The sequence below is a fragment of the Sutcliffiella horikoshii genome (assembly GCF_019931755.1).
Classification (GTDB): domain Bacteria; phylum Bacillota; class Bacilli; order Bacillales; family Bacillaceae_I; genus Sutcliffiella_A; species Sutcliffiella_A horikoshii_E.
Window position 1 is genome coordinate 2740157 of the sequence record NZ_CP082918.1, and the last position, 23865, is coordinate 2764021.

The 23865-nt window shown below is 40.6% G+C and carries 19 protein-coding genes, 1 riboswitch and 1 other annotated feature; of the genes, 3 read left to right on the top strand and 16 right to left on the bottom strand.

The features are described 5' to 3' along the window. Position 1 precedes the first annotated feature (1 nt). The 6 genes from K7887_RS14165 to K7887_RS14190 all read right to left on the bottom strand — a co-directional run bounded on the left by K7887_RS14165 (position 2) and on the right by K7887_RS14190 (position 8448). Positions 2 to 874: an alpha/beta fold hydrolase gene (locus K7887_RS14165; RefSeq protein WP_223490052.1), complete on the bottom strand. Its 873-nt coding sequence runs from the start codon at positions 872 to 874 to the stop codon at positions 2 to 4. A gap of 239 nt (positions 875 to 1113) precedes the next feature. Further along, positions 1114 to 2328 (bottom strand): tyrosine--tRNA ligase, encoded by a 1215-nt coding sequence (tyrS, locus tag K7887_RS14170; protein WP_223490053.1) that lies wholly within the window; start codon positions 2326 to 2328, stop codon positions 1114 to 1116. Between the two features lie 86 nt (positions 2329 to 2414). Next, positions 2415 to 2667: a binding site (T-box leader), on the bottom strand. Positions 2668 to 2754: 87 nt separating this feature from the next. Beyond that, positions 2755 to 3756 carry an ABC transporter permease gene (locus K7887_RS14175; RefSeq protein WP_223490054.1) on the bottom strand — a complete coding sequence of 334 codons (1002 nt, stop codon included), beginning with the start codon at positions 3754 to 3756 and terminating at the stop codon, positions 2755 to 2757. Continuing rightward, a complete protein-coding gene (locus K7887_RS14180) occupies positions 3746 to 5260 on the bottom strand; it encodes a sugar ABC transporter ATP-binding protein (RefSeq protein WP_223490055.1) in 1515 nt (504 codons plus the stop codon). The genes K7887_RS14175 and K7887_RS14180 overlap by 11 nt, the downstream gene beginning before the upstream one ends. Positions 5261 to 5320: 60 nt before the next feature. Then, positions 5321 to 6433, bottom strand: coding sequence for a sugar ABC transporter substrate-binding protein (locus K7887_RS14185; RefSeq protein WP_223490056.1), 1113 nt, complete (start codon positions 6431 to 6433; stop codon positions 5321 to 5323). 102 nt (positions 6434 to 6535) lie between these two features. Further along, positions 6536 to 6641, bottom strand: a riboswitch (SAM riboswitch). Between the two features lie 136 nt (positions 6642 to 6777). After that, complete coding sequence (locus K7887_RS14190) at positions 6778 to 8448, bottom strand: glycoside hydrolase family 13 protein (RefSeq protein WP_223490058.1); 1671 nt, start codon at positions 8446 to 8448, stop codon at positions 6778 to 6780. 228 nt (positions 8449 to 8676) lie between these two features. On the opposite strand from K7887_RS14190, the gene K7887_RS14195 reads away from it, so the two are divergent. Then, on the top strand, positions 8677 to 9924 hold the full coding sequence (locus K7887_RS14195) for a TolB-like translocation protein (protein ID WP_223490060.1): 1248 nt from the start codon (positions 8677 to 8679) through the stop codon (positions 9922 to 9924). Between the two features lie 642 nt (positions 9925 to 10566). Here the strand turns inward: K7887_RS14195 and efp are convergent. The 4 genes from efp to K7887_RS14215 all read right to left on the bottom strand — a co-directional run bounded on the left by efp (position 10567) and on the right by K7887_RS14215 (position 13478). Then, the gene (gene efp / locus K7887_RS14200; protein ID WP_060664926.1) at positions 10567 to 11124 is read right to left on the bottom strand and encodes an elongation factor P; all 558 of its coding nucleotides are present in this window, start codon (positions 11122 to 11124) and stop codon (positions 10567 to 10569) included. A 94-nt stretch (positions 11125 to 11218) separates the two neighbouring features. Then, positions 11219 to 12280 (bottom strand): M24 family metallopeptidase, encoded by a 1062-nt coding sequence (locus K7887_RS14205; RefSeq protein ID WP_223490062.1) that lies wholly within the window; start codon positions 12278 to 12280, stop codon positions 11219 to 11221. 4 nt (positions 12281 to 12284) lie between these two features. Beyond that, positions 12285 to 12722, bottom strand: a complete 438-nt coding sequence (aroQ, locus tag K7887_RS14210) for a type II 3-dehydroquinate dehydratase (protein WP_223490064.1) — start codon at positions 12720 to 12722, stop codon at positions 12285 to 12287. A gap of 225 nt (positions 12723 to 12947) precedes the next feature. Then, positions 12948 to 13478 carry a YqhR family membrane protein gene (locus K7887_RS14215; RefSeq protein ID WP_223490066.1) on the bottom strand — a complete coding sequence of 177 codons (531 nt, stop codon included), beginning with the start codon at positions 13476 to 13478 and terminating at the stop codon, positions 12948 to 12950. A gap of 179 nt (positions 13479 to 13657) precedes the next feature. Between K7887_RS14215 and K7887_RS14220 the strand changes: the two genes are divergently transcribed. Together K7887_RS14220 and K7887_RS14225 are read left to right on the top strand one after the other, a co-directional pair. Beyond that, complete coding sequence (locus K7887_RS14220; protein ID WP_010194737.1) at positions 13658 to 14605, top strand: DUF1385 domain-containing protein; 948 nt, start codon at positions 13658 to 13660, stop codon at positions 14603 to 14605. 100 nt (positions 14606 to 14705) lie between these two features. Next, entirely contained in the window at positions 14706 to 15098 is a 393-nt protein-coding gene (locus K7887_RS14225) for an SA1362 family protein (RefSeq protein ID WP_223490068.1), read from the top strand. A 24-nt stretch (positions 15099 to 15122) separates the two neighbouring features. Here K7887_RS14225 and K7887_RS14230 read toward each other — a convergent pair whose 3' ends face one another. The 6 genes from K7887_RS14230 to K7887_RS14255 all read right to left on the bottom strand — a co-directional run bounded on the left by K7887_RS14230 (position 15123) and on the right by K7887_RS14255 (position 23442). Continuing rightward, positions 15123 to 16007 (bottom strand): patatin-like phospholipase family protein, encoded by an 885-nt coding sequence (locus tag K7887_RS14230; RefSeq protein WP_223490070.1) that lies wholly within the window; start codon positions 16005 to 16007, stop codon positions 15123 to 15125. Positions 16008 to 16143: 136 nt separating this feature from the next. Further along, positions 16144 to 16569, bottom strand: a complete 426-nt coding sequence (mntR, locus tag K7887_RS14235; RefSeq protein ID WP_223490072.1) for a transcriptional regulator MntR — start codon at positions 16567 to 16569, stop codon at positions 16144 to 16146. A 110-nt stretch (positions 16570 to 16679) separates the two neighbouring features. After that, positions 16680 to 17825 carry a Ger(x)C family spore germination protein gene (locus K7887_RS14240; protein ID WP_223490074.1) on the bottom strand — a complete coding sequence of 382 codons (1146 nt, stop codon included), beginning with the start codon at positions 17823 to 17825 and terminating at the stop codon, positions 16680 to 16682. Further along, complete coding sequence (locus tag K7887_RS14245) at positions 17822 to 19006, bottom strand: spore germination protein (protein WP_223490076.1); 1185 nt, start codon at positions 19004 to 19006, stop codon at positions 17822 to 17824. Before K7887_RS14245 ends, K7887_RS14240 begins: the two co-directional genes overlap by 4 nt. Before the next feature lie 238 nt (positions 19007 to 19244). Next, the gene (locus K7887_RS14250) at positions 19245 to 20366 is read right to left on the bottom strand and encodes a GerAB/ArcD/ProY family transporter (RefSeq protein ID WP_223490078.1); all 1122 of its coding nucleotides are present in this window, start codon (positions 20364 to 20366) and stop codon (positions 19245 to 19247) included. 508 nt (positions 20367 to 20874) lie between these two features. Continuing rightward, positions 20875 to 23442: a vitamin B12-dependent ribonucleotide reductase gene (locus K7887_RS14255; protein WP_223490080.1), complete on the bottom strand. Its 2568-nt coding sequence runs from the start codon at positions 23440 to 23442 to the stop codon at positions 20875 to 20877. Positions 23443 to 23865: the final 423 nt, after the last annotated feature.

Consider the following 23865-nt stretch of genomic DNA (forward strand, 5'->3'; position numbering starts at 1 on the left):
TTCAAGCGATACAAAATGTACGTGATTTAAGGAACCTAATAAGTATTTCATCTGTCTCTTTTGATGATTTACCTAGCCAAATTAGATGTCCCCATGTATCGAGGAGACATAATTCAGAAGTAGGGATTTTTTCATGAGCAAGATAAGGGTGTTCTAATGGTACAGAGCCATCATGTTTACTGTGCATAATAAGCGTTGGACAACTTATAGCTTGTAAATTTTCAATAGCTACCTCATTAATCTGTGCTAAGTCGATAAAAAAACCTTCCCCTGATCGTTGTCGATTATTCATTTTTCTTATTGCTTCCACATCATCCTTACTTAACATTTTCTTTGCTTCATTATGTGTTAATTTACTAAAGGAAGGAAACATTTGATTAAAGATAAATCGTGGAAATAGATTATTCATAAAAGATATTAACTTCCATGTGTATTTTTCTGTTTTAGGACGAAATAATACCCTTGCCGCTTTTAATTCTTTATCCTTGGGAGTGAGCCATTCTTTCGTAACAGCAGATTGTAAAGTCAGCGAGCAAACCTTTTCAGGATACTTAGAAGCAAAATATATACCACTTGGACCACCTGCGGATATTGCCACAAGGTGGACCTTTTTTATATTCAAATGATTTAATAGCTTCATATAATGCTCACAGGCAGTAGATAGACTTTCTCCTATTTCTTTCGACGTACCTCCATACCCTGCTCTTGAAGGAGTAATAATAGAAAACCCATTTTCTATTAATGCTTTATACCCGAACTCTTCTTTACAATTTGAATGTCCTCCATGCATGACAAATATAGGTTCACCGTCACCCATAATAGAATATTCTAGCGTTAACCCATTTGTAGAAAATTTCTCTATTCTTCTCTCCATAAAACAGCCTCCTTTTTCACAGAAAAAAATCCTATTCAGATAATCTTCTAGTTCAATAAAAAATAGCCGTTAGCCTAATACCAATTATTTCATAATCCTAAAACCCCTACAACATTAATTTCATTCTAAAAAAATAAAATGAGCGCTGATCGATTCCAGTTATAGGTGTGAAAGTTAAGTCAACGAAAGAAGAAGCGATAACTTCAAACTCAAGTTAACGCTTCTCAACATAGTTAAAATTATTTTATGAACCTAATAAATCTCTTTTTACCAATTTGCAGTACTTCATCGTTCATTAATACCCGGTCCAGTTCATCAATGCTTAGTTTTTCTTTGTTGAGCTGGACTCCTTTTTGCTTGATTAAGCGCATGAATTCGCTTTTGCTTTTAACAAAGCCTTGCTCGACTAATTGTGGAATGATAGCTAAAACTGTTTCCGCTCCGATTTCGATCAATAACTCTGGGATGTCATCTGGTATTTCTTTTTTGCTAAAGGCCGTTTCGTAGAATGTGATGGCTCTTTTCGTTTCTTCCTCTCCACAGTATAGATTCGTAATGATTCTAGCCAAATCAAGTTTGATATCTCTAGGATTTGCTCCCTGTTCTAACTGTTGGATCCACTTCTGAATCTCTTTTGGATGTTCATCCGTTGCCAGTTCAAAGTATTTGATAATGAGTTCGTCTGGAACCTCCATCACTTTTTTGAACATTACTTCAGCTGGCTCATTGACACCGATGTAATTACCAAGGCTCTTACTCATTTTTTCTACTCCGTCCAACCCTTCAAGCAATGGCATGAAAATGGCAACTTGCTTTTCTAATCCCCATTGTTTTTGGAGAGTGCGTCCCATGAGAATATTAAATGTTTGGTCTGTTCCACCTAGTTCAATATCTGCTTTTATTTCGACGGAATCGTATGCTTGCATTAATGGGTAGAAAAATTCATGAATGCCGATCGGCACTTGGTTATTGTATCTCTTTTGGAAATCGTCACGCTCTAGTATTCTTGCTACAGATGTGCTGGCTGCTAGTTTGATTACTTCCTCAAATGTTAGTTTAAATAGCCACTCACTATTGAATCGGACAGTCGTTTTTTCTGCATCTAACACTTTAAAGATTTGCTCACAGTATGTTTGTGCATTCAGTTTTACCTGCTCATCACTTAACGGTTTTCTCCCCTTTGCTTTTCCAGTCGGATCTCCGATACGCCCTGTGAAATCCCCAATGATGATAACGATTTTATGGCCTAGGTCTTGCATTTGCTTCATTTTTCTAAGCACCACTGCATGACCCAGATGAATATCAGGTGCGGAAGGGTCAAGCCCTAGTTTAACAATCAGAGGTGTCTTTGATTCATAGGACTTCTCCAATTTTGCCAATAGCTCTTCTTTGTTTACTATTTCTTGAGCACCTTTCATGATAATGGTCAATTGTTCTTCTGGTTTTACTAACATACTAACATCTCCTTGGAATATTATTTCTAATATTGCAAGCTCTATAAGAACCAAAGGGAATAAAAAAAACGCCCTTTTGGATTAACCAAAAGGACGATTATCTCGTGTTACCACCTTTAATTCATAAGCAATTCACATTGCCTACCTTTGAAAGTACAGTCATATGACGATACTCCAGCACATGATTACGGGTGCTTCACCGGCGTAGCCTACTCAAGTCTTCACTTTTCGGTACACAGCTCCAAGACGTATTCACAATCGTTCAACATGCACCTCTCATCAGCCGGTAACTTTCTGTCTGTTTACGTGATTGCTACTCTTTCTTATCATAGCCTTTGTTCTTATACTCCGAAATGTTTATAACAAATCTTCGTTATGCAGATATTACTAGTTATTTTATCTATTTCATTCCAAATGTCAATAGTTTTATTTTTGCTTATAATACGTAATCCCCAACGCAAAGGCAAGCACAAGGCCTTTGACAATATCCATCGCATAATAAGGAACGGACATCATGACGAGGCCATTTTGAAGGATCCCGATTAATACTGCACCGATAAATGTGCCGAATGCATTCGGTTTTCCTGCTCCAAGGACGGCAAAACCAATGAATGCTGCCGCAACTGAATCCATTAAGTATGGTGTGCCCGCATTTATTTCTGCTGTCATAATCCGTGAAGCAAGGACCATCCCTCCGATTGCTGCTAATAAGGCGGAAAATAAATAAGCCGCTACTTTGTATTTGTTCACCGCTATTCCCGAAAGCTTGGCCGCTTCAGCATTTCCTCCAATGATGTACATGAATCTTCCGTGCTTGGTGTAGGTGAGGAAAATATGAACCACCACCACAATCGTTAACATGATGACGATGATCCATGGGACCTGTCCAAATTTCTGAAATAGCGGGCTGATGGTTCCCGTTGCAAACGTTCCATCAGCCATGACCATATTTTGCGAAATTGTAGAGCCTTTTGTATAAGTCAATGCAATGCCCTGGATGATGAACATGGTCGCAAGAGTCATCAGCATATCAGGAATTTTCAGTTTTACAATCATAAAAGAGTTGAAAGCCCCGACTACCAGTGCTGCCGCTATTGCTGAAAAGATTGCCACTGCAGTATTTTGCGAAAACCAGACAAACATGGAGATAACGATAGCATTGGACAGGGATGCAACAGACCCCACGGATAAGTCGAAGCCGTTTACTGTTAGGGAGATGGTGATGCCGATTGCGATAATCGTAACGATCGAGATCGACCTTAAAATATTGATGACATTATTAGATTGGATGAATGCTGGGTTTGCAAGGGCAAACACGGCAATCAACACAAAAATGGTAATGATGGTCCCGTATTTATATAAAAAATCGAACAGTTCAAAGCGGAAGGCCTGTTTGGCGTTCTCCTGCACTGGTATGTCAGTTTTCATTTCCTTGTCCCCCTGTTGAAAAGTATAGAAGCTCTTGTTCGTCTGTATCTGCGGTGGATAGTTCTTTTGTAACCTTGCCGTCGTAAAGGACATACACCCTATTGGTCAGGCCGACAATCTCTGAAAGCTCAGATGATGCGTAAAGGATGGCCTTACCGCGTTTCGCAAGGGCGGCAATCAGTTCAAAAATGTCCCTTTTAGCGCCAACATCGACCCCTTTTGTTGGCTCATCAAAAATGTAGATATCCGCTTCAGAGACCAGCCATTTGCCTATGGCGATTTTTTGCTGATTTCCTCCTGAAAGTGTGTGGACACTTGTGTCAGGTGATGGCGTTTTAATGCCCAGTGCTTGGATGATCTCTTGTGATTTGCTTTTCTGTGCTTTGTTATCAAGGAAATGCAGGGCCTTTGTGAATGCATGGAGATTAGCGGAAACCAAATTAGTTTGCACGGATTCGTGGAGGATGAGACCTTCCTTTCTCCGCTCCTCTGGAATAAATGCCAGCCCGTTTTGTACTGCTACATGGGGTGTTTTTACTTTGACTGTATTTCCTTTGATTTTTATTGTCCCTGTCGTTTTAGATGACCCAAACAATGCCTTGCAGAGCTCCGTTTTCCCCGCTCCAACAAGACCGGCTATTCCCACTACTTCACCAGCTTTTACGTGGAGACTTACATCTTTCACTATAGTGTTGTCGCTGAGTCCTTCTACTTCTAGCAGGGACTCACCTATGGTTGGATTGTGTTCCGGAAACTGCTGTTCTAGTTTCTGACCTAGCATCCACTCTACTATCTTTTCAGGAGTAAGGTTTGCCACGTTGTCCCGATTGACTACCTGTCCATTTCTCATAATCGTTATTTCATCACAGATTTCCACGATTTCAGGAATCCTATGGGAGATAAAGATGACCCCTACCCCTTCCTCTTTCAATCTTTTGATGACAGAAAACAGTTTTTCTGTCTCTCTGTTGCTAAGAGGCGCTGTTGGTTCATCTAAAATCAAAAACTTACAATCTGTTGAAATAGCTCTTGCCAAGAGGACCATTTGCTTCTCTGCTAATGTCAGCGAGCTTACTAGACGCTTGGTAGAAATATTACTATTCAATTTTTTCAAGTGTTCGGCCGCTTTCTTATGTACATTTCTCCAACGAATCCACTGCTTGCTTCCGGAGTGCTGCACCGTCTCTTGAAGCATGATATTCTCCGCTACCGTCAGTGTCGGAATCAATGCTGCATCCACTTCCTGATAAACGATTTGTACGCCTGCCTGTTGGGAGTCAGTTGGATTAGAAATAGAAAGTGGATTTCCTCCGAGTTTGATTTCCCCGCTAAAATGATCGTACGCTCCAGCCAGTACTTTCATCAACGTCGATTTCCCAGCACCATTGGCTCCTATTAAAGCATGGACACTTCCGGGTTTTGCGGTAAATGTTACTTGGTCAAGAGCCTTTACCCCAGGGAATTCGATGGATATATCTTTCATTTCAAGTGTTGTGTTTGTCATTCTGCTCCCCCTCTCTTCAAAAATACAAACACTCTCTCCTGATGAAGAGAGTGCCGTCTATTATTTTTTGTAATGCTCTTTCAATGTGTTCATCCACTCTTCTAAGAAGGAGTCAGATTCACCCCAGCCCTCCACGACTGATGAAAGGTTGCCCATGTTTACCGCTTCGTTTGATTGTTTTAAATCTTCTTGAGAGATTAAGGAAGCTTCCAAGTCATAAGTTTGCGGCGTTTCTTCCCCTGCAAGCTTTTTAGCAAGTAAACGCAGATTTACAGCACCGATCAATTTCGGATCCACAGCTGCTGTGTATTTCCAAGGGCTTCCTTCCGTACTGATTTCCTGAAGGTCGGCATTGGAAACATCGATTCCGTATATCTTGATTTCTTCTCGACCTGCCTCTTTTAAAGCACGAGCCGCTCCTACTGCGAATGCATCCCATGTTGCAAAGATAGCATCAATGCTTCCTTTAGGGTGCTTGTTCAACATTGCCGCAACCGCGTTCTGTGTTTGAACGGAAGTATCTGCCGCTGCAACTCCAAAGCGTTCCACTTCATTCAGTCCGGGATTGTTTTCTAATGTCTCCTTATAAACATTGTTACGTCGAACCATCGGAGGGAAACCGTCAACCCACAGATACACCACATTTGCTTCCCCATTGAAATCGTTAACGAGTTGGTCAAGTGCCAACTTTGCCAGCTCCTCATCATCTTGAGAAGTTAGTGTAACTCCTTCAATGTTCGCTAAATCTCCGTTGGAATCGAATGTCACCACTTCTTTGCCGCTGTCGACAAGCTGCTGAACCCCTCCCACTGTTGCCGAATCATCACCGTGTGAAATAATCACTCCGTCATAATCTTGGTTAACCGTCTGGTTGATAGCATCATGAAATTTGGCACTGTCACCATTTGCAGTAAACACATCCACTGTAAACCCTAGTGACTCCCCTTCCTCTTTAGCCCCAGCTAAAAATTGAGCCGTATGATCATCTCCGCCAATCTTTCGTATCACCTTAATTTTTGCACCTTCTCCATCAGCAAACTTCTCTGGTACGTTCTCAATCGGCCCAGTCGGCTTACTGCTCGCCGCAGAATCGCCTCCTCCACTACAACCTGTCAATAATAAAGTCGCTGTTGTTAATGCCACAATTCCTTTTTTAAAAATGTTTTTAGTCATTCTTTTTACTCCCCTTTTTGCTTTATTGCTTTAATAAAATAAAAAAACCTCTCCAAGAAAGAGAGGTTTGAGCGCTAATTGAAAACAAAAAGACTTGTCCCTCTCTTATCTTTCAAAACATCACTGTTTTGCAGGATTTAGCACCAATTCCAAACGGAACGGTTGCTGGGCGTCATAGGGCCAGTCCCTCTGCCACTCTTGATAAGAGATCGAAATATTTAGTTTATTAAAAGAATTAAGTATTACTTTACCGCCTTAAAGGGGAAGTGTCAATGACTTTTTCGAAATTTTTTTGTCAAAAAGAAAAAGCCCCACCCTTAAGTGAGACTTTCCCAACATATATATTACTTCGCAACTACATAAACACGAGTTTCATAAGGCTTTAATGTCAATTCAGACACACCTTCATGTGCAGCAACTTCATAGTTTTGAAGACGAAGGTCTGCAGAAGCTACCTCAAGATCTTCAAGCTCTACTGTTACTTCTTCCTCACTCAAGTTACATAATACAACCGCCACTTTGTTATCAAGTGTTCTTGTATAACCGTAAACTTGTGTGTCATCTTCAAGAATCAGATTGTATTCGCCATAGACAAATACTTCCTCTTCTTTACGAATTTTGATCATGTCGCGATAGAAGCTTAATACGGAATTCGGGTCATTCCATTGCTTTTCCACATTGATGGTTTTGTAGTTTTCATTCACGCCCATCCATGGAGTACCAGTGGTGAAGCCTCCGTTTGGCTCGTCGTTCCACTGCATAGGAGTACGGGAGTTGTCACGGCCTTTAGCCCAGATGATTTCCATCACTTTTTGAGCATGCTCTTCCCCTTTGGCACTCTCAATGTCGTAAAGGTTTTTCATGCCAACATCATCATAATCGTTAATGCTGTCAAACTTCACATTTGTCATACCAAGTTCTTGACCTTGGTAGATGAAAGGAGTTCCTTGCATTAAGAAATACAATGCACCAAGCGATTTCGCACTTTCCACTAGGTACTCTTTATCATTTCCCCATGTAGAAACAGAACGAGCCTGGTCATGGTTTTCAAGGAATAAGGCATTCCAGCCATTCCCTTCCAACCCTTTTTGCCATTTCGTCAATGTTTTCTTCAGTTGAAGAAGGTCTACGCCGCCTTCTGTTCCTTTTTCCCAAAGACCAAGATGTTCAAATTGGAAAATCATATTGAACTTCCCGTTCTCTTCGCCAACCCACTCATCTGCTTGGTTCAGCTTCACACCATTTGCTTCCCCGACCGTCATGATGTCGTAACGCGCAAACGTTTGCTCTTTCAATTCCTCAAGATGCTTTTGAATTCCTTCAACATTCATCATGTAGTCAAAAGATGGAACATAATCTAAACCTTTTGGATTCGGCAAGTCCGGGAATCCAGGCTCTTTTTTGATATGAGAAATAGCATCCACACGGAATCCGTCAATTCCTTTGTCCAACCACCAGTTGATCATGTCGTACAACGCAAAGCGAACATCTTTATTTTCCCAGTTTAAGTCAGGCTGTTCTGTTGCAAAGATGTGCATGTAATACTGGCCAGTCTTCTCGTCCAACTTCCAAGCAGGACCATTGAAAATACTTTCCCAGTTGTTCGGCTCTTTGCCAGCTTTTCCATCTTTCCAAATGTACCAATCACGTTTTGGATTGTCTTTAGAAGATGCAGATTCAATGAACCACTCATGCTGATCAGAAGTATGATTGATTACCAAATCAATGATAAGCTTCATGTCGCGGTTATGCACTTCTTCTAGTAACTCATCAAAATCCGCCATGTTCCCGAAGTCTTCCATGATATCTTGATAATCACTGATGTCATAGCCATTATCAACATTCGGAGACTTATACATCGGACAGATCCAAATAACATCTATACCCATATCTTTTAAATAATCTAATTTAGAAATAACTCCTCGTAAATCACCAATACCGTCCCCATTGGAATCCATGAAACTTCTAGGATATACCTGATAGGCAACTGCTTCTTTCCACCATATCTTTTTCAATCTTGATACACTCCCTTATTAACGACGCTCTTTGCTATGATAACGGTTGCACGATTTTGCGTAACCGTTTGCACAAATCTACAAAAAAAATATAACTTGGAATAATTCCACTACTTTACTATACCATCTTTTTCACTAATTTCAACTCAAATTCTGATTTTGTTTTATTCATGAAATGGTGGTAGCTGGTAACACTAAAGGGTAGGAATATTTTAGGAGGATTTTACCATGAAATATTTATTGATATGCCTATTGGCTGCATCCGTTGTTTTCTCCCCACTATCTAGTTACGCTACAACCACGGAACAACCAAAAGCGGCTTTTACGAGGTACCATTCTTTATGGATGTTTGATGGTACCAAGGAAGTTCCCTTGCATGAGAACATTGAAGTGGGAAAATTCAGTTGGTCAAGTGATGGCAAGTGGCTTGTTTATGAAGCCAAGCAGGTGGATACGCCATCAGAATTAGAAGAATATGACATTTGGTTATATAATACCGAAACAATGAGTTCTACCAAACTAAAGATTGCGGGACATGATCCACAGTGGAATCCCGTTGACCGTTCATTTGGATTTCTGACTGGTTCCATACTTTGTGTTGTGGAACTTGCTTCTGGAACTCCGATCATTCACCAGCTTACAGGTGGTGTTTCTAATTTCACTTGGGATGCAGAAGGTGTCAACTTAATTGCCTCTGCCAGTGCGACTTTGTTTCCGGATGGTTGGAGCCACCCAAGACTTTACGAGGTTCATTGGGGGATAGAAAAGGAAGCTCATGAGATGGATGTAAAAGTAACACCGCTTCACACGGTTTCGTCTCCTCTAAAATACGAGGACATATCCATTCTAGCAGTAGATGTAGATGATTTCTCCTGGTCACATGACGGAAAAAGCTTATCAATGGTGGTTGCGCCAACTGCTTCGTGGTCTGCTGACAGCAATATGCTGAGTGTCTATGTAAAAGAGAACAAGCTTTTTATTCCACTTGGGGAAATGTTGCTTGATCCCAACTGGATAAAGTGGGCCCCGACTAAGCCTCTCCTTGCCTCCATTCAGGGTGGCGGCAGGATGACCAGTGGCGGAGTTAAAAATAAAGTACTGACGACAAGTACCATTATCCCAAATTATAAAAAGACGCATACGCCTAAAGGGTTTGCGGATGTGGATTTTGATTGGGTGGATGATGAGAAGATTGTAGTGGCGCGTGGTCGGGAAACAAGTGGTGAGAATCAGGATAAATTTAAGTCGTCTTTGTATTTGGTAGGTTTGAAGGAAAAAGAGGCTGTTATGATTGTGGAAACGCCTGAGGGTTCTTCTGATGGTGAGCCTGTGGTTTTGAAAGAGGGTTCTGAGTTGATGGCTTGGGTTCGGGTGGATGCGGATGGAAGAAGGCATATTTGGATGAGTAAGGTGGATGGATCTGACGGTAGAATGGTAGTGGAGAATGTGTTTGATGTGGTTTGGTTTGGGGACTGAGGTTGGGTGAGATTGTATTGGATAGTTTGAGTGAATTTGATTGCTGTTTGGGTGGAGAGAGGGCTTCTCTTTGACCGTTTTTATGATTTTGTTTGCTGTTCGGGTGTAGAGAGGGCTTCTCTTTGAGCGTTTTTATGAATTTGCTCGCTGTTTGGGCGTAGAGAGGGCTTCTCTTTGACCGTTTTTATGAATTTGCTCGCTGTTTGGGCGTAGAGAGGGCTTCTCTTTGACCGTTTTCATGAATCTGTTCGATGTTCGGGTGTAGAGAGGGCTTCTCTTTGACCGTTTTCATGAATCTGTTCGCTGTTTGGGTGGAGAGATTCCTTTTATTTCCTTCTATTGAACAGTTCATTCGGATTTTGTTGCCGTTCGGGCGTATAGAACCCTTCTATTGGACAGTTCACTCGGATTTTGTTGCCGTTCGGGCGTATAGAACGCTTCTATTAGACATTTCACCACGATTTCTCTGGTGTTCGGGCGTATAGAACCCTTCTATTAGACAATTCACACCGTTCTCCCTACCGTTCGGGCATATAGAATCCTTATATTGGAAACCGTACACTCCCCCCCCGCTCACCCAACAACAAAAAGGAGAAGCTCCCCCACCAACAAGGGAACTTCTCCTATTTTTAAAAAATCAAATCAAGCTCTTGAAACGTAAGAAGAATCAGTTGTATTGATGATCAATACGTCTCCTTCATTTACGAAGAACGGTACGTTAACTGTTACACCAGTTTCCATCACTGCTGGCTTAGATCCGCCGGAAGCTGTGTCGCCTTTGATTCCTGGCTCTGTTTCAGCTACTTTTAGTTCTACTGTATTTGGAAGCTCGACTCCAAGCGTCTCGCTTTGGTACATCATGATGGCAACTTCCATGTTTTCTTTCAAGAATTTCAATTCGTATTCGATTTGAGCAGATGGAAGCTCCAACTGGTCATAGGACTCGTTGTCCATGAATACGTGCATGTCGCCGTTTGCATAAAGGTACTGCATTTTGCGGTTGTCGATCTGTGCTTTTGCTACTTTTTCGCCAGCACGGAACGTTTTTTCTTGGATAGCACCATTACGTAGGTTACGTAATTTAGAACGTACGAATGCTGCTCCTTTTCCCGGCTTAACGTGTTGGAAATCCATTACACGCCAAATGCCGTTGTCTACTTCGATTGTTAAACCTGTACGAAAATCGTTTACTGAAATCATTTATTAGTTCCTCCTAAAGCTATGTAAAATAATGCCCTACACGTATTGTATCCTTGAGTGACTTACTCTAGTCTACACCACGCTAGATACATTTTTACAGTATAATAAGTTCTTTGGTAGAGAAGGAAAGTGTTTCGTTACCTGTTTCTGTAACGATTGTATCGTCTTCGATACGCACTCCGCCTAATCCGGCAACATAAATACCAGGCTCTACTGTTACAATCATTCCCGGTTCTAAAACTGTTTCTGATTTCACAGATAGAGAAGGACCTTCATGCACTTCCATTCCAAGTCCGTGACCTGTAGAATGTCCGAAGTACTCTCCATATCCTTTTTCCGTAATGTAATCACGAGTCAGCGCATCAGCTTCACGGCCGGTAATACCTGCCTTGATGCCTCTCATGCCTCGTAACTGTGCTTCCAATACGATATCATAGATCGTTTTCAGCTCATCGCTTGGCTCACCTACAGCTAGTGTTCTTGTAATATCAGAGTTGTAGCCTTTATAGTAAGCTCCAAAATCAAGTGTTACAAACTCACCTTTTTCAATCACTTTATCGGAAGCGACGCCATGAGGCAGGGCTGAGCGGTAACCAGAAGCGACGATAATGTCAAAGGATGAAGAAACAGCGCCTTGCTTTCTCATGAAGAATTCCAACTCATTGGAAACATCCAATTCTGTCAGACCTGGCTTGATGTATGTAAGAATATGTTCAAAAGCTGCGTCAGCAATCTGTGTAGCTTCCTTTAATATCTTAATCTCTTGTTCACTCTTAATCAAGCGTAACTTTTCAATAACGCCAGAAACAGGGACAAGATCTGCTTTTATCGTTGTTTTGTAGTTTAAGTAAGTAGAAAAAGTAACATGATCTTGCTCGAAACCAAGCTTTGCTACTCCGAGGTCTTTTACGACATTTGCAATTTCATCTACTAGTCCACCTTTGTGTTGGACGATTTCAAAGCCTTCACACTGTTTGGCAGCTTGTTCGGTGTAACGGAAGTCCGTGATGAATACTGCTTTGTCTTCTGTTACGACTGCCACACCTGCTGAACCGGTGAAACCTGTGATGTATTGGCGGTTTTTGCCGCTTGTAATTAGTAAAGCATCGATACCTGAAGCTTGAAAGCTCTCTCTAAGTTTTGTTAATTTTGTCATCTTACTATTCCCCCTTGTTCTGATTCAATAAAGCTTGTAGTGCCAGTTCGTATCCGTAAAAGCCAAGGCCTACAATCTGGCCTATTGTTACAGGTGCGGTGACGGATGTATGTCTGAATTCTTCCCGCTTATGTATGTTGGAAATGTGCACTTCCATTACCGGTACAGTTATGCTTGCAATCGCATCGCGGATCGCATAGCTGTAGTGGGTGAAGGCCCCCGGGTTTATGACAATCCCGTCAAAACTGCCTTCCGCATCGTGAAGCTTATCGATAAGCTCTCCTTCGTGGTTGCTTTGGAAACAAGTTAGTTCACACGAATTTTTGCCTGCGAATGCTTGAAGTTGCGCTTCTAGGTCCTGCAATGTTTGACTGCCGTATACTGCGGGTTCCCTAAGTCCTAATCGGTTTAGGTTAGGGCCGTTGAGAACAAGTAAGCGCATTCTGCGATCTCCTCTTTTTTTACTCTTGTCAATTTCCGTTACAGGTGCTCGCTTTCCGCGGGCGGTCCGGAAGCCTCCTCGGCTTGCGCCTGTGGGGTCTTCCCTGTCCCTTCCTCCCGCAGGAGTCTCACACCTTGCACTACAATCGACAAGGAAAACACTCCAATTCAATAAGAAAAAGAATGTCCAATTACTGAACATTCTATCACATTCTGCTATTCCCTACTACTCATTCGATGAGGATTGTGTTTGTTGTTTTTTGTGCTGATTCTGGTGTTGCATTTCATTGTGCTCAAAGGATATGGAATAGCCCACAAAAACGCCGAACAATATGTATAAGCATACATTTGTCACATTTGTATCAAGGGTTAGTTCGCCGACAGTTTTTATGGAAGGAAACATTGGATTCAATAAAAAGAAAACAAGACCCCACAGGGCAATTCCGTAAACAATCCCTATCCAGAACTGTTGAAACTTCTTTAATATGGCTGCATATATGAGTGCAGCGCCTATGCCAAACAAACCAAGTAAGATGATACTAATAATATGACCCAGCCATCCTTTTTTCCAATCTCCAAGCGCCCATGGCTGAAGCACAACATTCGGGCTGATTTCAGTGAAGCTGAAGATGTAGGCGAAATATCCGATTAAACTCCATAGCACCCCACCGACAAACCCGGTAACGATAACTTTAGTCATAAACCCCATCGGTTGTTCTCTTTGGTCCTGCTCCAATTTCTTTTTGTCACTCATCATTTGGCTTCCTTTCTTCTGCATCTTTACACATATCTTTCCATAAGAACGACAGAACCATACAAAACTAACCAACTTTTTAAAACAAAGAATCTCAGGGAGTAGAGGTTTTTTGAAGATTCGGGTAGAATATTAAGTAATAGAAATTTTTTCTTCTTAGAAAAGTTAGGTTGGTGCTATTTATGTCAAAAGATTCGAAACCTGTTTATGGTGGGCAGGCTGTGGTAGAAGGTGTGATGTTTGGCGGAAAACGCCATTATGTTACAGCAATCCGCAGAAAAGATGACTCCATTGAATATCTTCATGTACCAAGAAAAGTAAATCCGACATTACAGTCTTTAAAGAAGATTCCTTTTATTCGAGGAATTGTTGCTATAGTGGAAGCAGCCGGGAATGGATCTAAGCACTTAAATTTTTCCACAGAGAGATACGATGTAGATCCTAGTCAAGATGAGGAAGAGATCTATAACAAAAAAGAGCCTTCCAAGCTTGAAATGATTCTTAGTGTAGCAGCAGTTGGGGTTTTATCCTTTATTTTCGGGAAATTCATCTTTACGCTAGTGCCTGTTTTTTTGGCAGAACTCACAAAGCCCATTTTCCCGAGTGATTTTGCTCAAGTTTTAGTAGAAACTGTTTTTAAATTGATGCTTTTGTTGGCATACATATATTTCATCTCTTTTACCCCGATCATTAAAAGGGTATTTCAATATCATGGTGCGGAACATAAAGTGATTAACGCTTATGAAAACGGGAAAGAATTAACTGTAAGCAATATTCAAGCTCAATCGAGATTGCATTATAGATGTGGCAGCAGTTTTATCCTGTTCACAGTTGTTGTAGGCTTCTTTGTATACCTTCTTGTACCGACAGATCCTTTATGGGTGCGTGTACTGAACCGTTTAGCACTCATTCCTGTTGTTTTAGGTATCTCTTTTGAAGTATTACAGCTTACGAACAAAGTCCGCGATATTCCTGTTTTAAAAGTTTTAGGGTATCCCGGCCTATGGTTGCAACTGCTAACCACGAAGGAACCAACGGACGACCAAGTAGAGGTCGCTATCCTTTCCTTCAACAGACTATTGGAGCTAGAACAAGATTCAGAGAAAAAGATTACCGAAGAAATAGTATAAAAATCCGCAACAAGCCTTATCCTAGAAAATATACTATTAAAACAATCAGTGGTGGTAACCATCGAAAACAAGCATACTGGTTACCTGGGAGGTGGCGAAGATGAAAAGAAGCTATCGAAAACTAATTTTTTATGCACTCGTTTCCTTAGCAGCTTTTTATTTGATCATTCAATTATTTACTAATCCTGGAGGGTTATTTACGAGTCTACTATTAATTGTAGGGGGCGCAACCGTATTTTATCTGATTTTCCGCTATTTTATCCAAGGGAAAATCGGAGCAAAAACGGATGCCCGGTATAGTAAAGCTGTGAAACAGTCTAAAAAGAAATACGCAGCTACAGGAAACGCAAAACCAACCATCAGTCCTATTACCAGCAGAGACCGCGCAAGCTCTAAGCCGTCAAAACCGGCGGTACCAAAACGCAAAGCCCCATCCCATTTGACCGTCATTGAAGGGAAAAAGGGCAAAAAGAAAAACCGTGCTTTCTTTTAAATAAGGAAGCTCGGTTTTTCTATTTTAGTAACACCACTTCATCAGAAATGCCTCTGCTCTTTTTCTCCCAATTTCCACTAGTCCCCTCTTCCTCTCCTCTGTTAACGCAAATTCCGTCACAGCAATATGATCCATCGGGATAAAGATAACATCCTTCTCATGACGGCTTGAGATATGTTTGGCATCATGGGCATCCTTCATCGTTTCAAACAACGCACCAAACATCGTGATGGCATTATTGATCTTGTTGACCGGCCGATCCTCTTGCTTTGCACTTAATTGGATACCAAGAACAGGGCGCACTTTTGGAATACGATCATTATCAAATAACCAAATAGGAAAGTTGCTCAATACCCCGCCGTCCACAAATAGGAAGGTCACTCCCTTCCCCTTGATTTTGACAGGTTCAAAAAAATACGGAATGCTGCAGCTCATCCGGACCGCCTTGGCAACCGAAAATTTCTTCGAATCCATATTATATTTGGGAAGGTCATCAGGAAGGATGGCAATGGTTCCACTTGTTAGATCGGAGGCAATGATTCTAAGATGGTCCTTAGGAAGATCTCCAAATGTCCTTATCCCCTTTTCAGCAAGTTTCTTTTCTAGCCACTTCTCCAACACGTCTCCCTTATACAAACCAAGTCTCCAATATAAAAGCAGCCATTTGGTAATGGGTGATGGCAGCATTGTTCTCCTCTGGTCCAAAAAATTCATGATATCTGTCTCATCAAGCATGTTACGGATTTCATTTGCCGTGTATCCTGCCGCTGTAAACGCAGCTACAATAGAGCCCGCACTTGTCCCTGCCAGCCGTTGGAACTTTAATCCCCTTTCCTCCACAGCTTGCAGCGCTCCGATAAGCGCAAATCCTTTAATTCCGCCTCCCGAAAATACACCATCTATCTTCAATGGAACCCCTCCATCACATTGAACCGGATAACTTCCTTTTACATCTTTAATAAGGAAGAAGGGGAAATATACCGTTTTCCTTGTTGAGAGCAAAAAAAGAGACAGACCTCATCGCCAAATGGCAAGGTCTATCTCTTTACTGATTATCTTCATTCTGCTTTTGAATGGTTTGTAATGCTTCCACTCTTTCTTTTTCTTCTTCAAAATATTGAACAAGATCACCAATGCGATCGATAGCATTCCAACTCAAGTGATGTTCAATACCTTCCACATCTTCATAAATATTTTCCTCATCTACACCTATCACACGCAAAAACTGCTCGAGTAATTCATGTCGATATACTAATCGCTTGCCGATTTTCTTTCCTTTAGAAGTAAGGACTAGGCCGCGATATTTTTCATAGATTAAGTACTGGTCCTTATCAAGTTTCTGGACCATTTTAGTTACAGAAGAGGGATGTACCGCCAATGCTTCGGCAATGTCTGATACCCGTGCATATCCTTTATCTTCAATCAACATGTAAATCTGTTCTATGTAATCTTCCATACTTGGGGTAGGCATAATATCCCTCCGTTTCCAATCCACGTTCTAAGCCGTCATATAAAATGATACCCTAACTCATTAGGGATGACAAGTTAGGGTTTTGTTACACTAAAAGAGGAACAAAACATTTAATTCTTTTCGTATTCATAGCTATTAAAATGGAAGATTTGAATATCGACTTTGACTTTTTTTAAGGAATCTTTTTTGAGATAAAAATGTTTGGAGTCTTCTAATTCCTTAAAAGCCTCTCGATCTTTTCGGTACCATTTCTCTCCTGCATTTAATAAATCAAGTTTGCTATCTACCCCTTTTTCATAGAGATGTATGATTTGCTTTTTTAAATCTTCTTCCAATAGTGTTTTTAGCTCGTCTGCAGATATATCCCTTAATTTTTCCAGCAAATCGGCTCGGGCAGAAATTTCTAGGGAGAAGACGGGTTCGGATTTATCTTTTTCGTAAGTAATCTTCATTTTCGGACTGGATAGCTTTACTGCCGCGATTAATTCTTCCTTATCTTTAACAGGTCGATTTAAAGCTATATTCTTTTCCACCATCCAATCGAGAAGTACGGCATCTTCCAAAGGAATATTTTTAACAAACGATTGCTGTTGAAAAACTGAGTATCCATCATAAAAAAGAACAGGAAATTCCTTTTCTGATACCCATGAGCTTGTATCGATGGTTACAGTAGGTATTTTCGCCACTCCCATTGGTTCATAATAGGACCTTAAGAAAAGTAAAAGTGAGGTTGGTTGCAACTCATCCTGTGCCAACCCATTTGCCTTATCTTTAAAAAGAACTGTATAAACTGCGGGATAATTGAAAAGTGCTTTTATGTTAAAAATTTCTTCAATACTCTCTTCTGTCGTTACAATCCTCAATCTATGTCTAAGTGATCTGTTTCTGGCAACCTCCTCTAAAACTTCCTTTGATTTGCTATTTATTAATCGTTGACTAAGAACGAGTGTTTTCACATGACCGAAATAGATAGGAGGATCGGACTTACTATATAACTCACTAACAGCAAGATTTAACGTTTTACCTCTTGCCGTTCCAACAAAGCTAGGAATTTTTTCAACAGGCTTCCCTCCTTCTTGCTTTGCCACATTTGCAAAGTTCAGCCCTTGAAGATACACGATATACTCCTCTTCCACTTCATCATAGTCCATTCCAATTGCCACAATGTAAGTTAGATCTTGGATATTTTTTATGCCCCCACACCCCGTTAGCAAAAATATACACAACAAAATGGAGATTGCTCCTTTACAGTTCAATTATGATCCCCCCTTGTTGCATCATCAGGACTAGTTGAGGCAGTTCTTGATTTGTAGAATTGGACCGGTGCCTTTAAAAAGGATTTCACGATCTCTGTCATGCTAATAGGTGCCAACGATCCAAAGTATGGTGCCCCAAATGAATTTAAGGTGGAAAAATAGAAAACAGTCAATATAAAGCTTAAGATCACTCCAAATAACCCAAAAAATGTACTTATCAAAATAACACCAAATCGAATGATGGTAATGGCTGAACTTAAAGACTGGTTCACTAATGTAAAGGAAGCAATATATGTGGTAGCAGCAACCACCAACATGGTTGGGGATGTCAAACCTGCTCTAATAGCGGCATCTCCGACAATTAAACCTCCAAGTACCGCTACCGTCTGACCAATGGCTCGTGGAAGGCGTACTCCTGCTTCATTAAATAATTCAAACAGGAATAAGATGATAAACATTTCAATGGGAGCAGACAATGGCAACCCAAAACGTGAAACCGATATGGTAGCAACAAGTAAATATGGTATTTGCTCAATATTAAAAGCGGAAAAAGCAATCCAAATACCAGGCAAAAAACCCGAAACCATAATCCCAAACATTCTTATTAACCGCTCAATCGAAACAAAAGCATAACTTATATAGGTATCTTCTGGAGATTTTGTTTGCAATAACAAATTTACCGGTGCAAACGAAACAGTCGGGTTTCCGTCCACTAATAATGCAAATCTCCCTTGATTCAAGACTTGTACAACAAAGTCAGGCCTTCCCGAAAAGTCCATCGTCGGAAAGACGGAGTAAGGACGATCACGAACAGAAGATTCCAATTCATAAGCACTTGTTAAAATGTCCAGTTCAACTCCATTTAGTCTAGTTCTTATTTCATGAAGAACCTTCTTATCAATAACATCATCAAGATACATCAATACTACTTTTGTCTTGCTCCTTTTCCCTATCGTAAATTTCTCCATGCATAATGACGGGGTATTGAGTCTCCTTCTTATCAACGAAACATTTGTTTTAATGTCCTCTACAAACCCGTCTTTGGGTCCTCTGATTGAAGTTTCTAATGCTGATTCTTCTGGTTGACGCTTTGGAAACTCACCAGCCTTAAGACTTAGTAAACTATCCTCTGCATTGAAAATTACATTTCCTTCAAAAAGCAAAGAAGCCACATCTTCCATCGATTTGGAGGTGACCTCTTCTATCTGAAACAATGCCTACAAGTGTGACTTGATGGAGACATCCTTACATTCGCTAAGCTTAGGTAAAATATATTGATCCAAATATTGTAAGTTAATAAGGCTGTCTATGTATAGTAATTCAAATAATTCGCCGTCGTTTTTATGTTCTTTGTAAACAAAATCCTGGCTTTGACTGAATAAAGTTTTAATTTGTTCCACTTTCTCACAGATATTTTCCTTACAATCCAGGTGTGTTTTGTTTTCCATGTGAATCCTCTCTTTTCCTCATAACTAGTATCAGTAAGGCTGATATTAGTATTTGGAAAAGAAAAAATGCCATACATGCTGGTAAAAAATAACGATAGATAAACTCATAGAAATAAAAAGTCTCGATTTCCATCCACATCACACCGAAGAAAATAAGGTAAATTCCTATAACTAAAATAGTATTTAACTTATAATGCTTTTTCTTTTTGGTAAAGAAAGCAGCTGCCAGATAAATAAATAAGCCTATTCTTATAATTGCCCCACTAAGCCATTGATAGAGGGCAAAAAAATCCATGTGTGAAATATAATCACCTATGTTCAAGACCCGCCATTGTTCATAGGCAGGATAGCGGAAATTTGCCGATTCAACAGGGCCAAACTCCATAATTGCAGCAGTCAATGGACCAAGGATTAATCCCATTAGTAAGGTGAGTAAAATGAAAAGATGCCTGAATTTAATTGGAGATTGTGAATAAGGTTGCAATAAAACGATAAGGTAGATTTCAAGAAGTCCTGAAAGAGAATAAATAATCGCTTCTATCACAGGTGTGTATCCTTCACTAAACAACGGAAACAACAAGCTTGGGTCTTTAATGGAAGTATTGGTAATGGCGATGAAAATGCCAAAAATCATCACTAATGGAAGCAAAAAACCGCTAGAAATAGCCATATATTTTATTCCACCAAGTGTCACTACACAGCAGACTAATATCATAATGAAATTAATCATCGTAACCGAAGCATCAGCTAGAAAGTAAGCATTAAGCCAAATCATTAAATCTCTAAAGGTGACGTAAGCACTCAAAAATAAATAAAGAACGACCGGCAGTGAAATGATTGCAGATACAACTTTTCCAAATCGCTTTTCAACCATTGAGAAAAATCCCTTATCAGAGCAGTTTTTCGTTATAAAATAAACTAACCATAAAAAGAAGAGGGCGATTGGGTAAGCTATAAGCACACCTAACCAGCTGTCCCTGCCTGCAGCATTTAATAGATTCGGAATCAGGATAACGTGGTTGAGTAACCCAGTTGATAATATCAGCATCATGAACAGCTGTCTTGGGATTAGGATTTTCGTAACGTTCTGCATGGGTCATCTCCAGGTTCATAAAGGTATTTTTATGATGACCATAATTTGATAAAATATGCCAATTTGACTTTTTATATAAAGGGTTCTTGGTTATGGGAGTGGTTATGGATTGTGAGAAGTGGTCTCTGTTACCGTTTTGATTTCTCCTGAGGGGTTTTGGGCGTAGAGGGGAATTCTCTCTTACCATTTTTGAATTTCCTTAGTCGTTTCGGGCATAGAGAGGCCTTCTCTCTTACCGTTTTTGCTTTTCCTGAGTCGTTTCGGGCGTAGTGAGGCCTTCTCTCTTACCATTTTGGAATTTCCTTAGTCGTTTCGGGCGTAGAGAGGCCTTCTCTCTTACCGTTTTGACCTTTCCGGAATCATTTCGGGCGTAGAGAGGCTTTCTCTCTTACCGTTTTGACCTTTCCGGAATCATTTCGGGCGTAGAGAGGCTTTCTCTCCTAATATACACCGAGACAAACTAAACGAGTATGGAATAAACTAATATTCCATACTCGTTACATTTACATTATAATCCGCACTTCAACTGCGCACCGCAATCGGTGCAAGTGTTGCAGCCGCCAATCTCTTTAACCGTACCGATTCGGCATACTGGGCAGGTGTTCCCTACTTCTGATCCGTATTGAACATTGGTAGAGCGTAAATCGTTGATTGTTTCAACGAGGACTACCGGCTTTTTTACCACATCTTCCATTTGAATCTGTTCGCCTTCATCCATCGTGTTCTCTTCTGCTTTTAACGTTAGTACCTGGGAGTCTCGACTACCGTCTACATAAACGGTTCCGCCTTTTGCTCCACCTTTGTAAAGGCGTTCGTACACTTTTTTCACTTGATCAACTGTATATCCTTTCGGTGCGTTTACCGTTTTGGAAATGGAGCTGTCAATCCAGTTTTGGATGATGCATTGAACATCTGCATGTGCTTCAGGAGCAAGTTCCATTGCGGAGATGAACCAGTTTGGAAGGTTCTCTGCATTAGCTTCTGGGTTAGCATCCAAGTACTCTTGTACGATGTCTGCTTTTACTTCAATGAACTTCCCTAGACGTCCACTGCGGAAGTAGGAGAAGGAGAAGTAAGGCTCAAGTCCAGTTGATACCCCTACCATTGTTCCTGTAGATCCAGTTGGAGCTACTGTTAACAGGTGAGAGTTACGGAGACCTGACGTCATAATGCCTTCTTTAATATCTTCCGGCATTTTGCTCATGAAGCCTGTTTTCGTGAATGCTTCACGAAGGCGATTCGTTTCCTCTTCTGTTGCACCTTCTAAGAACGGGAAGCTTCCTTTTTCTTTTCCAAGTTCCACAGATGCACGATATGCAGTAACCGCAATCGTTTCAAATACTTTATCTACAAGCTCATTTCCTTTTGCAGAGCCGTATTCTGTTTCACAATAGATTAGTAGGTCGTGAAGGCCCATAACACCTAAACCAACACGGCGCTCTCCTAGTGCTTGTTTTTTATTTTCTTCTAAGAAGTAAGGCGTCGCATCGATAACGTTATCTTGCATTCTAACGCCAACTTCTACTGTTTGTTTTAGTTTTTCAAAGTTTACTGTTTTCGTTTCCTTGTCTGCAAATTGAGCCAAGTTAACGGCTGCTAAGTTACAGACAGAGAATGGTGCGAGGGGTTGTTCCCCACATGGGTTGGTTGCTACAACCTTTTGTCCGTATGCTTTGGCATTTGTCATATCGTTGGCATTGTCGATGAAGAAGATTCCAGGCTCGGCTGAGTATGTTGCACAGATATTGACTAGGTTCCAAAGTTCTTTTGCCTTAATTTTTCTGTACACTCTTACCTTGTGACCAAGTTTCTCCCACTCTCGCACGTCTCCAACTTCTGACCATTGTTCATTATAGATGGCCATTTCATCTTTATCGTATGCTTCCACATCAGGGAAACGAAGATCAAAGTCTGCGTCGTTTTCAACAGCTTCCATAAACTCTTTCGTTAGAGTAATAGAGATGTTGGCTCCTGTTAGGAACTCTGAATTATGAACTGTGTAAGTTCCGCCTACTTTCAATTTCTGCTCTGCATCCTTGATGATGGCTTCTGTAAATCCGCCGTATCCAGGGATGTGTTTGAAGTTTGTAACAGATTGGTACATCGTGATTTCTTGATCTGTTAATGGTGTAAACTTCAGCTTATCCTCTGCCGCTTTTTTGATGCTTTCGTCATTTGTATTTTCAATGAGGTAGCGCAGAATTCTAGGGTTTTGCATTTTGGAGATGATGAATTCTACGATATCAGGATGCCAGTCTGCTAGCATAATCATTTGAGCTCCACGTCTTGATCCACCTTGTTCCACAAGATGCGTCAATTTTGCAATGTCATCCAACCAGGAGACACTTCCAGAGGATTTACCGTTAACCCCTCTTGCAAGCGCGTTTCGTGGACGAAGTGTTGATCCGTTTGTACCAACTCCGCCTCCGCGGCTCATGATTTCCATCACTTGCTTACGGTGTTCCGAAATTCCTTCACGGGAATCTTGTACAAAAGGCATCACATAACAGTTGAAGTAGGTTACATCTGTGTCTGCCCCAGCTCCATACAACACGCGTCCTGCCGGTACGAAATTCATGTTTACCAATTCATGATAGAACTTTTCAAACCATTCCTGGCGCTTCTCTTCTGTCGTTTCTACTGCTGCCAAGCCTTTTGCGTTACGTTTGGCAATTTGCTCGTAGAAGACTTCTAGAGGCTTCTCAATAACATCCAGGGAACGAACGACAACGCCCGTTTCGGCTTCACCTTGCTTTGTCAAAACTCCACGATACTCTTCTTCAATTAGTACAGAAGCCTTCTTGGTAGACCAGTCTATATCTTGTATAAAACCAAGACCTCTTGCAGGGAATTTAGGATCTTCTTTTATCGTTAATACAACAAAATCTCCAGCTGTAAGGGTTACTTTCTCTGTATCTTTGAATGCGTAACGATCAAGCATGACCAGGCGGGAAACACCTTTATGTGTGGTGGTCATGTCCTCTGTGATGGGGTGTACTTGAGGAAACAAGCCGATGTCCTTGTTCAAGCGTTCTACATTGATTTTCAATTTGGATTCATTAATTGCGATCGTCATTATTACAACTCCTCTAAAACTAGTAGTTCTACCAAAAATTACTTCTGTAAAATTTGTTTGTACAGATAAGGTAACATATCTCACACCAAAGTATCAACATATAGTATATGAAATATTTTCGACACTACTATATATTGATTTTCTGCAGAATGAATCTAAATTTGTCAAATTGTAAAAGCGTCAAATTAAGGAGGAATATCAAGAGAAACGAAGATTATAATCTATTTTCAAGGCAGAATGACTTTTTTTGTCGCTTGCGCATTTTTACGAAATATAGCGAGCCTATTATACCAACGTTTTAAGAAAATCCTTCCTTTTTGACGAAAAAAATTTTTTTATTTCCGATTCTTGACTTTTACATATCTAGTCGACTCTTTACACTACCCTACTACATGTAGTGCAAAACAAAAAGATAACGAGAAT

Bases quoted from the DNA above. Each gene is read 5' to 3' on its own strand.
- K7887_RS14165 (WP_223490052.1), bottom strand. From the start codon at position 874: ATGGAGAGAAGAATAGAGAAATTTTCTACAAATGGGTTAACGCTAGAA.
- tyrS (WP_223490053.1), bottom strand. From the start codon at position 2,328: ATGTTAGTAAAACCAGAAGAACAATTGACCATTATCATGAAAGGTGCT.
- K7887_RS14175 (WP_223490054.1), bottom strand. From the start codon at position 3,756: ATGAAAACTGACATACCAGTGCAGGAGAACGCCAAACAGGCCTTCCGC.
- K7887_RS14180 (WP_223490055.1), bottom strand. From the start codon at position 5,260: ATGACAAACACAACACTTGAAATGAAAGATATATCCATCGAATTCCCT.
- K7887_RS14185 (WP_223490056.1), bottom strand. From the start codon at position 6,433: ATGACTAAAAACATTTTTAAAAAAGGAATTGTGGCATTAACAACAGCG.
- K7887_RS14195 (WP_223490060.1), top strand. From the start codon at position 8,677: ATGAAATATTTATTGATATGCCTATTGGCTGCATCCGTTGTTTTCTCC.
- efp (WP_060664926.1), bottom strand. From the start codon at position 11,124: ATGATTTCAGTAAACGATTTTCGTACAGGTTTAACAATCGAAGTAGAC.
- K7887_RS14205 (WP_223490062.1), bottom strand. From the start codon at position 12,280: ATGACAAAATTAACAAAACTTAGAGAGAGCTTTCAAGCTTCAGGTATC.
- aroQ (WP_223490064.1), bottom strand. From the start codon at position 12,722: ATGCGCTTACTTGTTCTCAACGGCCCTAACCTAAACCGATTAGGACTT.
- K7887_RS14215 (WP_223490066.1), bottom strand. From the start codon at position 13,478: ATGATGAGTGACAAAAAGAAATTGGAGCAGGACCAAAGAGAACAACCG.
- K7887_RS14220 (WP_010194737.1), top strand. From the start codon at position 13,658: ATGTCAAAAGATTCGAAACCTGTTTATGGTGGGCAGGCTGTGGTAGAA.
- K7887_RS14225 (WP_223490068.1), top strand. From the start codon at position 14,706: ATGAAAAGAAGCTATCGAAAACTAATTTTTTATGCACTCGTTTCCTTA.
- mntR (WP_223490072.1), bottom strand. From the start codon at position 16,569: ATGCCTACCCCAAGTATGGAAGATTACATAGAACAGATTTACATGTTG.
- K7887_RS14245 (WP_223490076.1), bottom strand. From the start codon at position 19,006: ATGGAAGATGTGGCTTCTTTGCTTTTTGAAGGAAATGTAATTTTCAAT.
- K7887_RS14250 (WP_223490078.1), bottom strand. From the start codon at position 20,366: ATGCAGAACGTTACGAAAATCCTAATCCCAAGACAGCTGTTCATGATG.
- K7887_RS14255 (WP_223490080.1), bottom strand. From the start codon at position 23,442: ATGACGATCGCAATTAATGAATCCAAATTGAAAATCAATGTAGAACGC.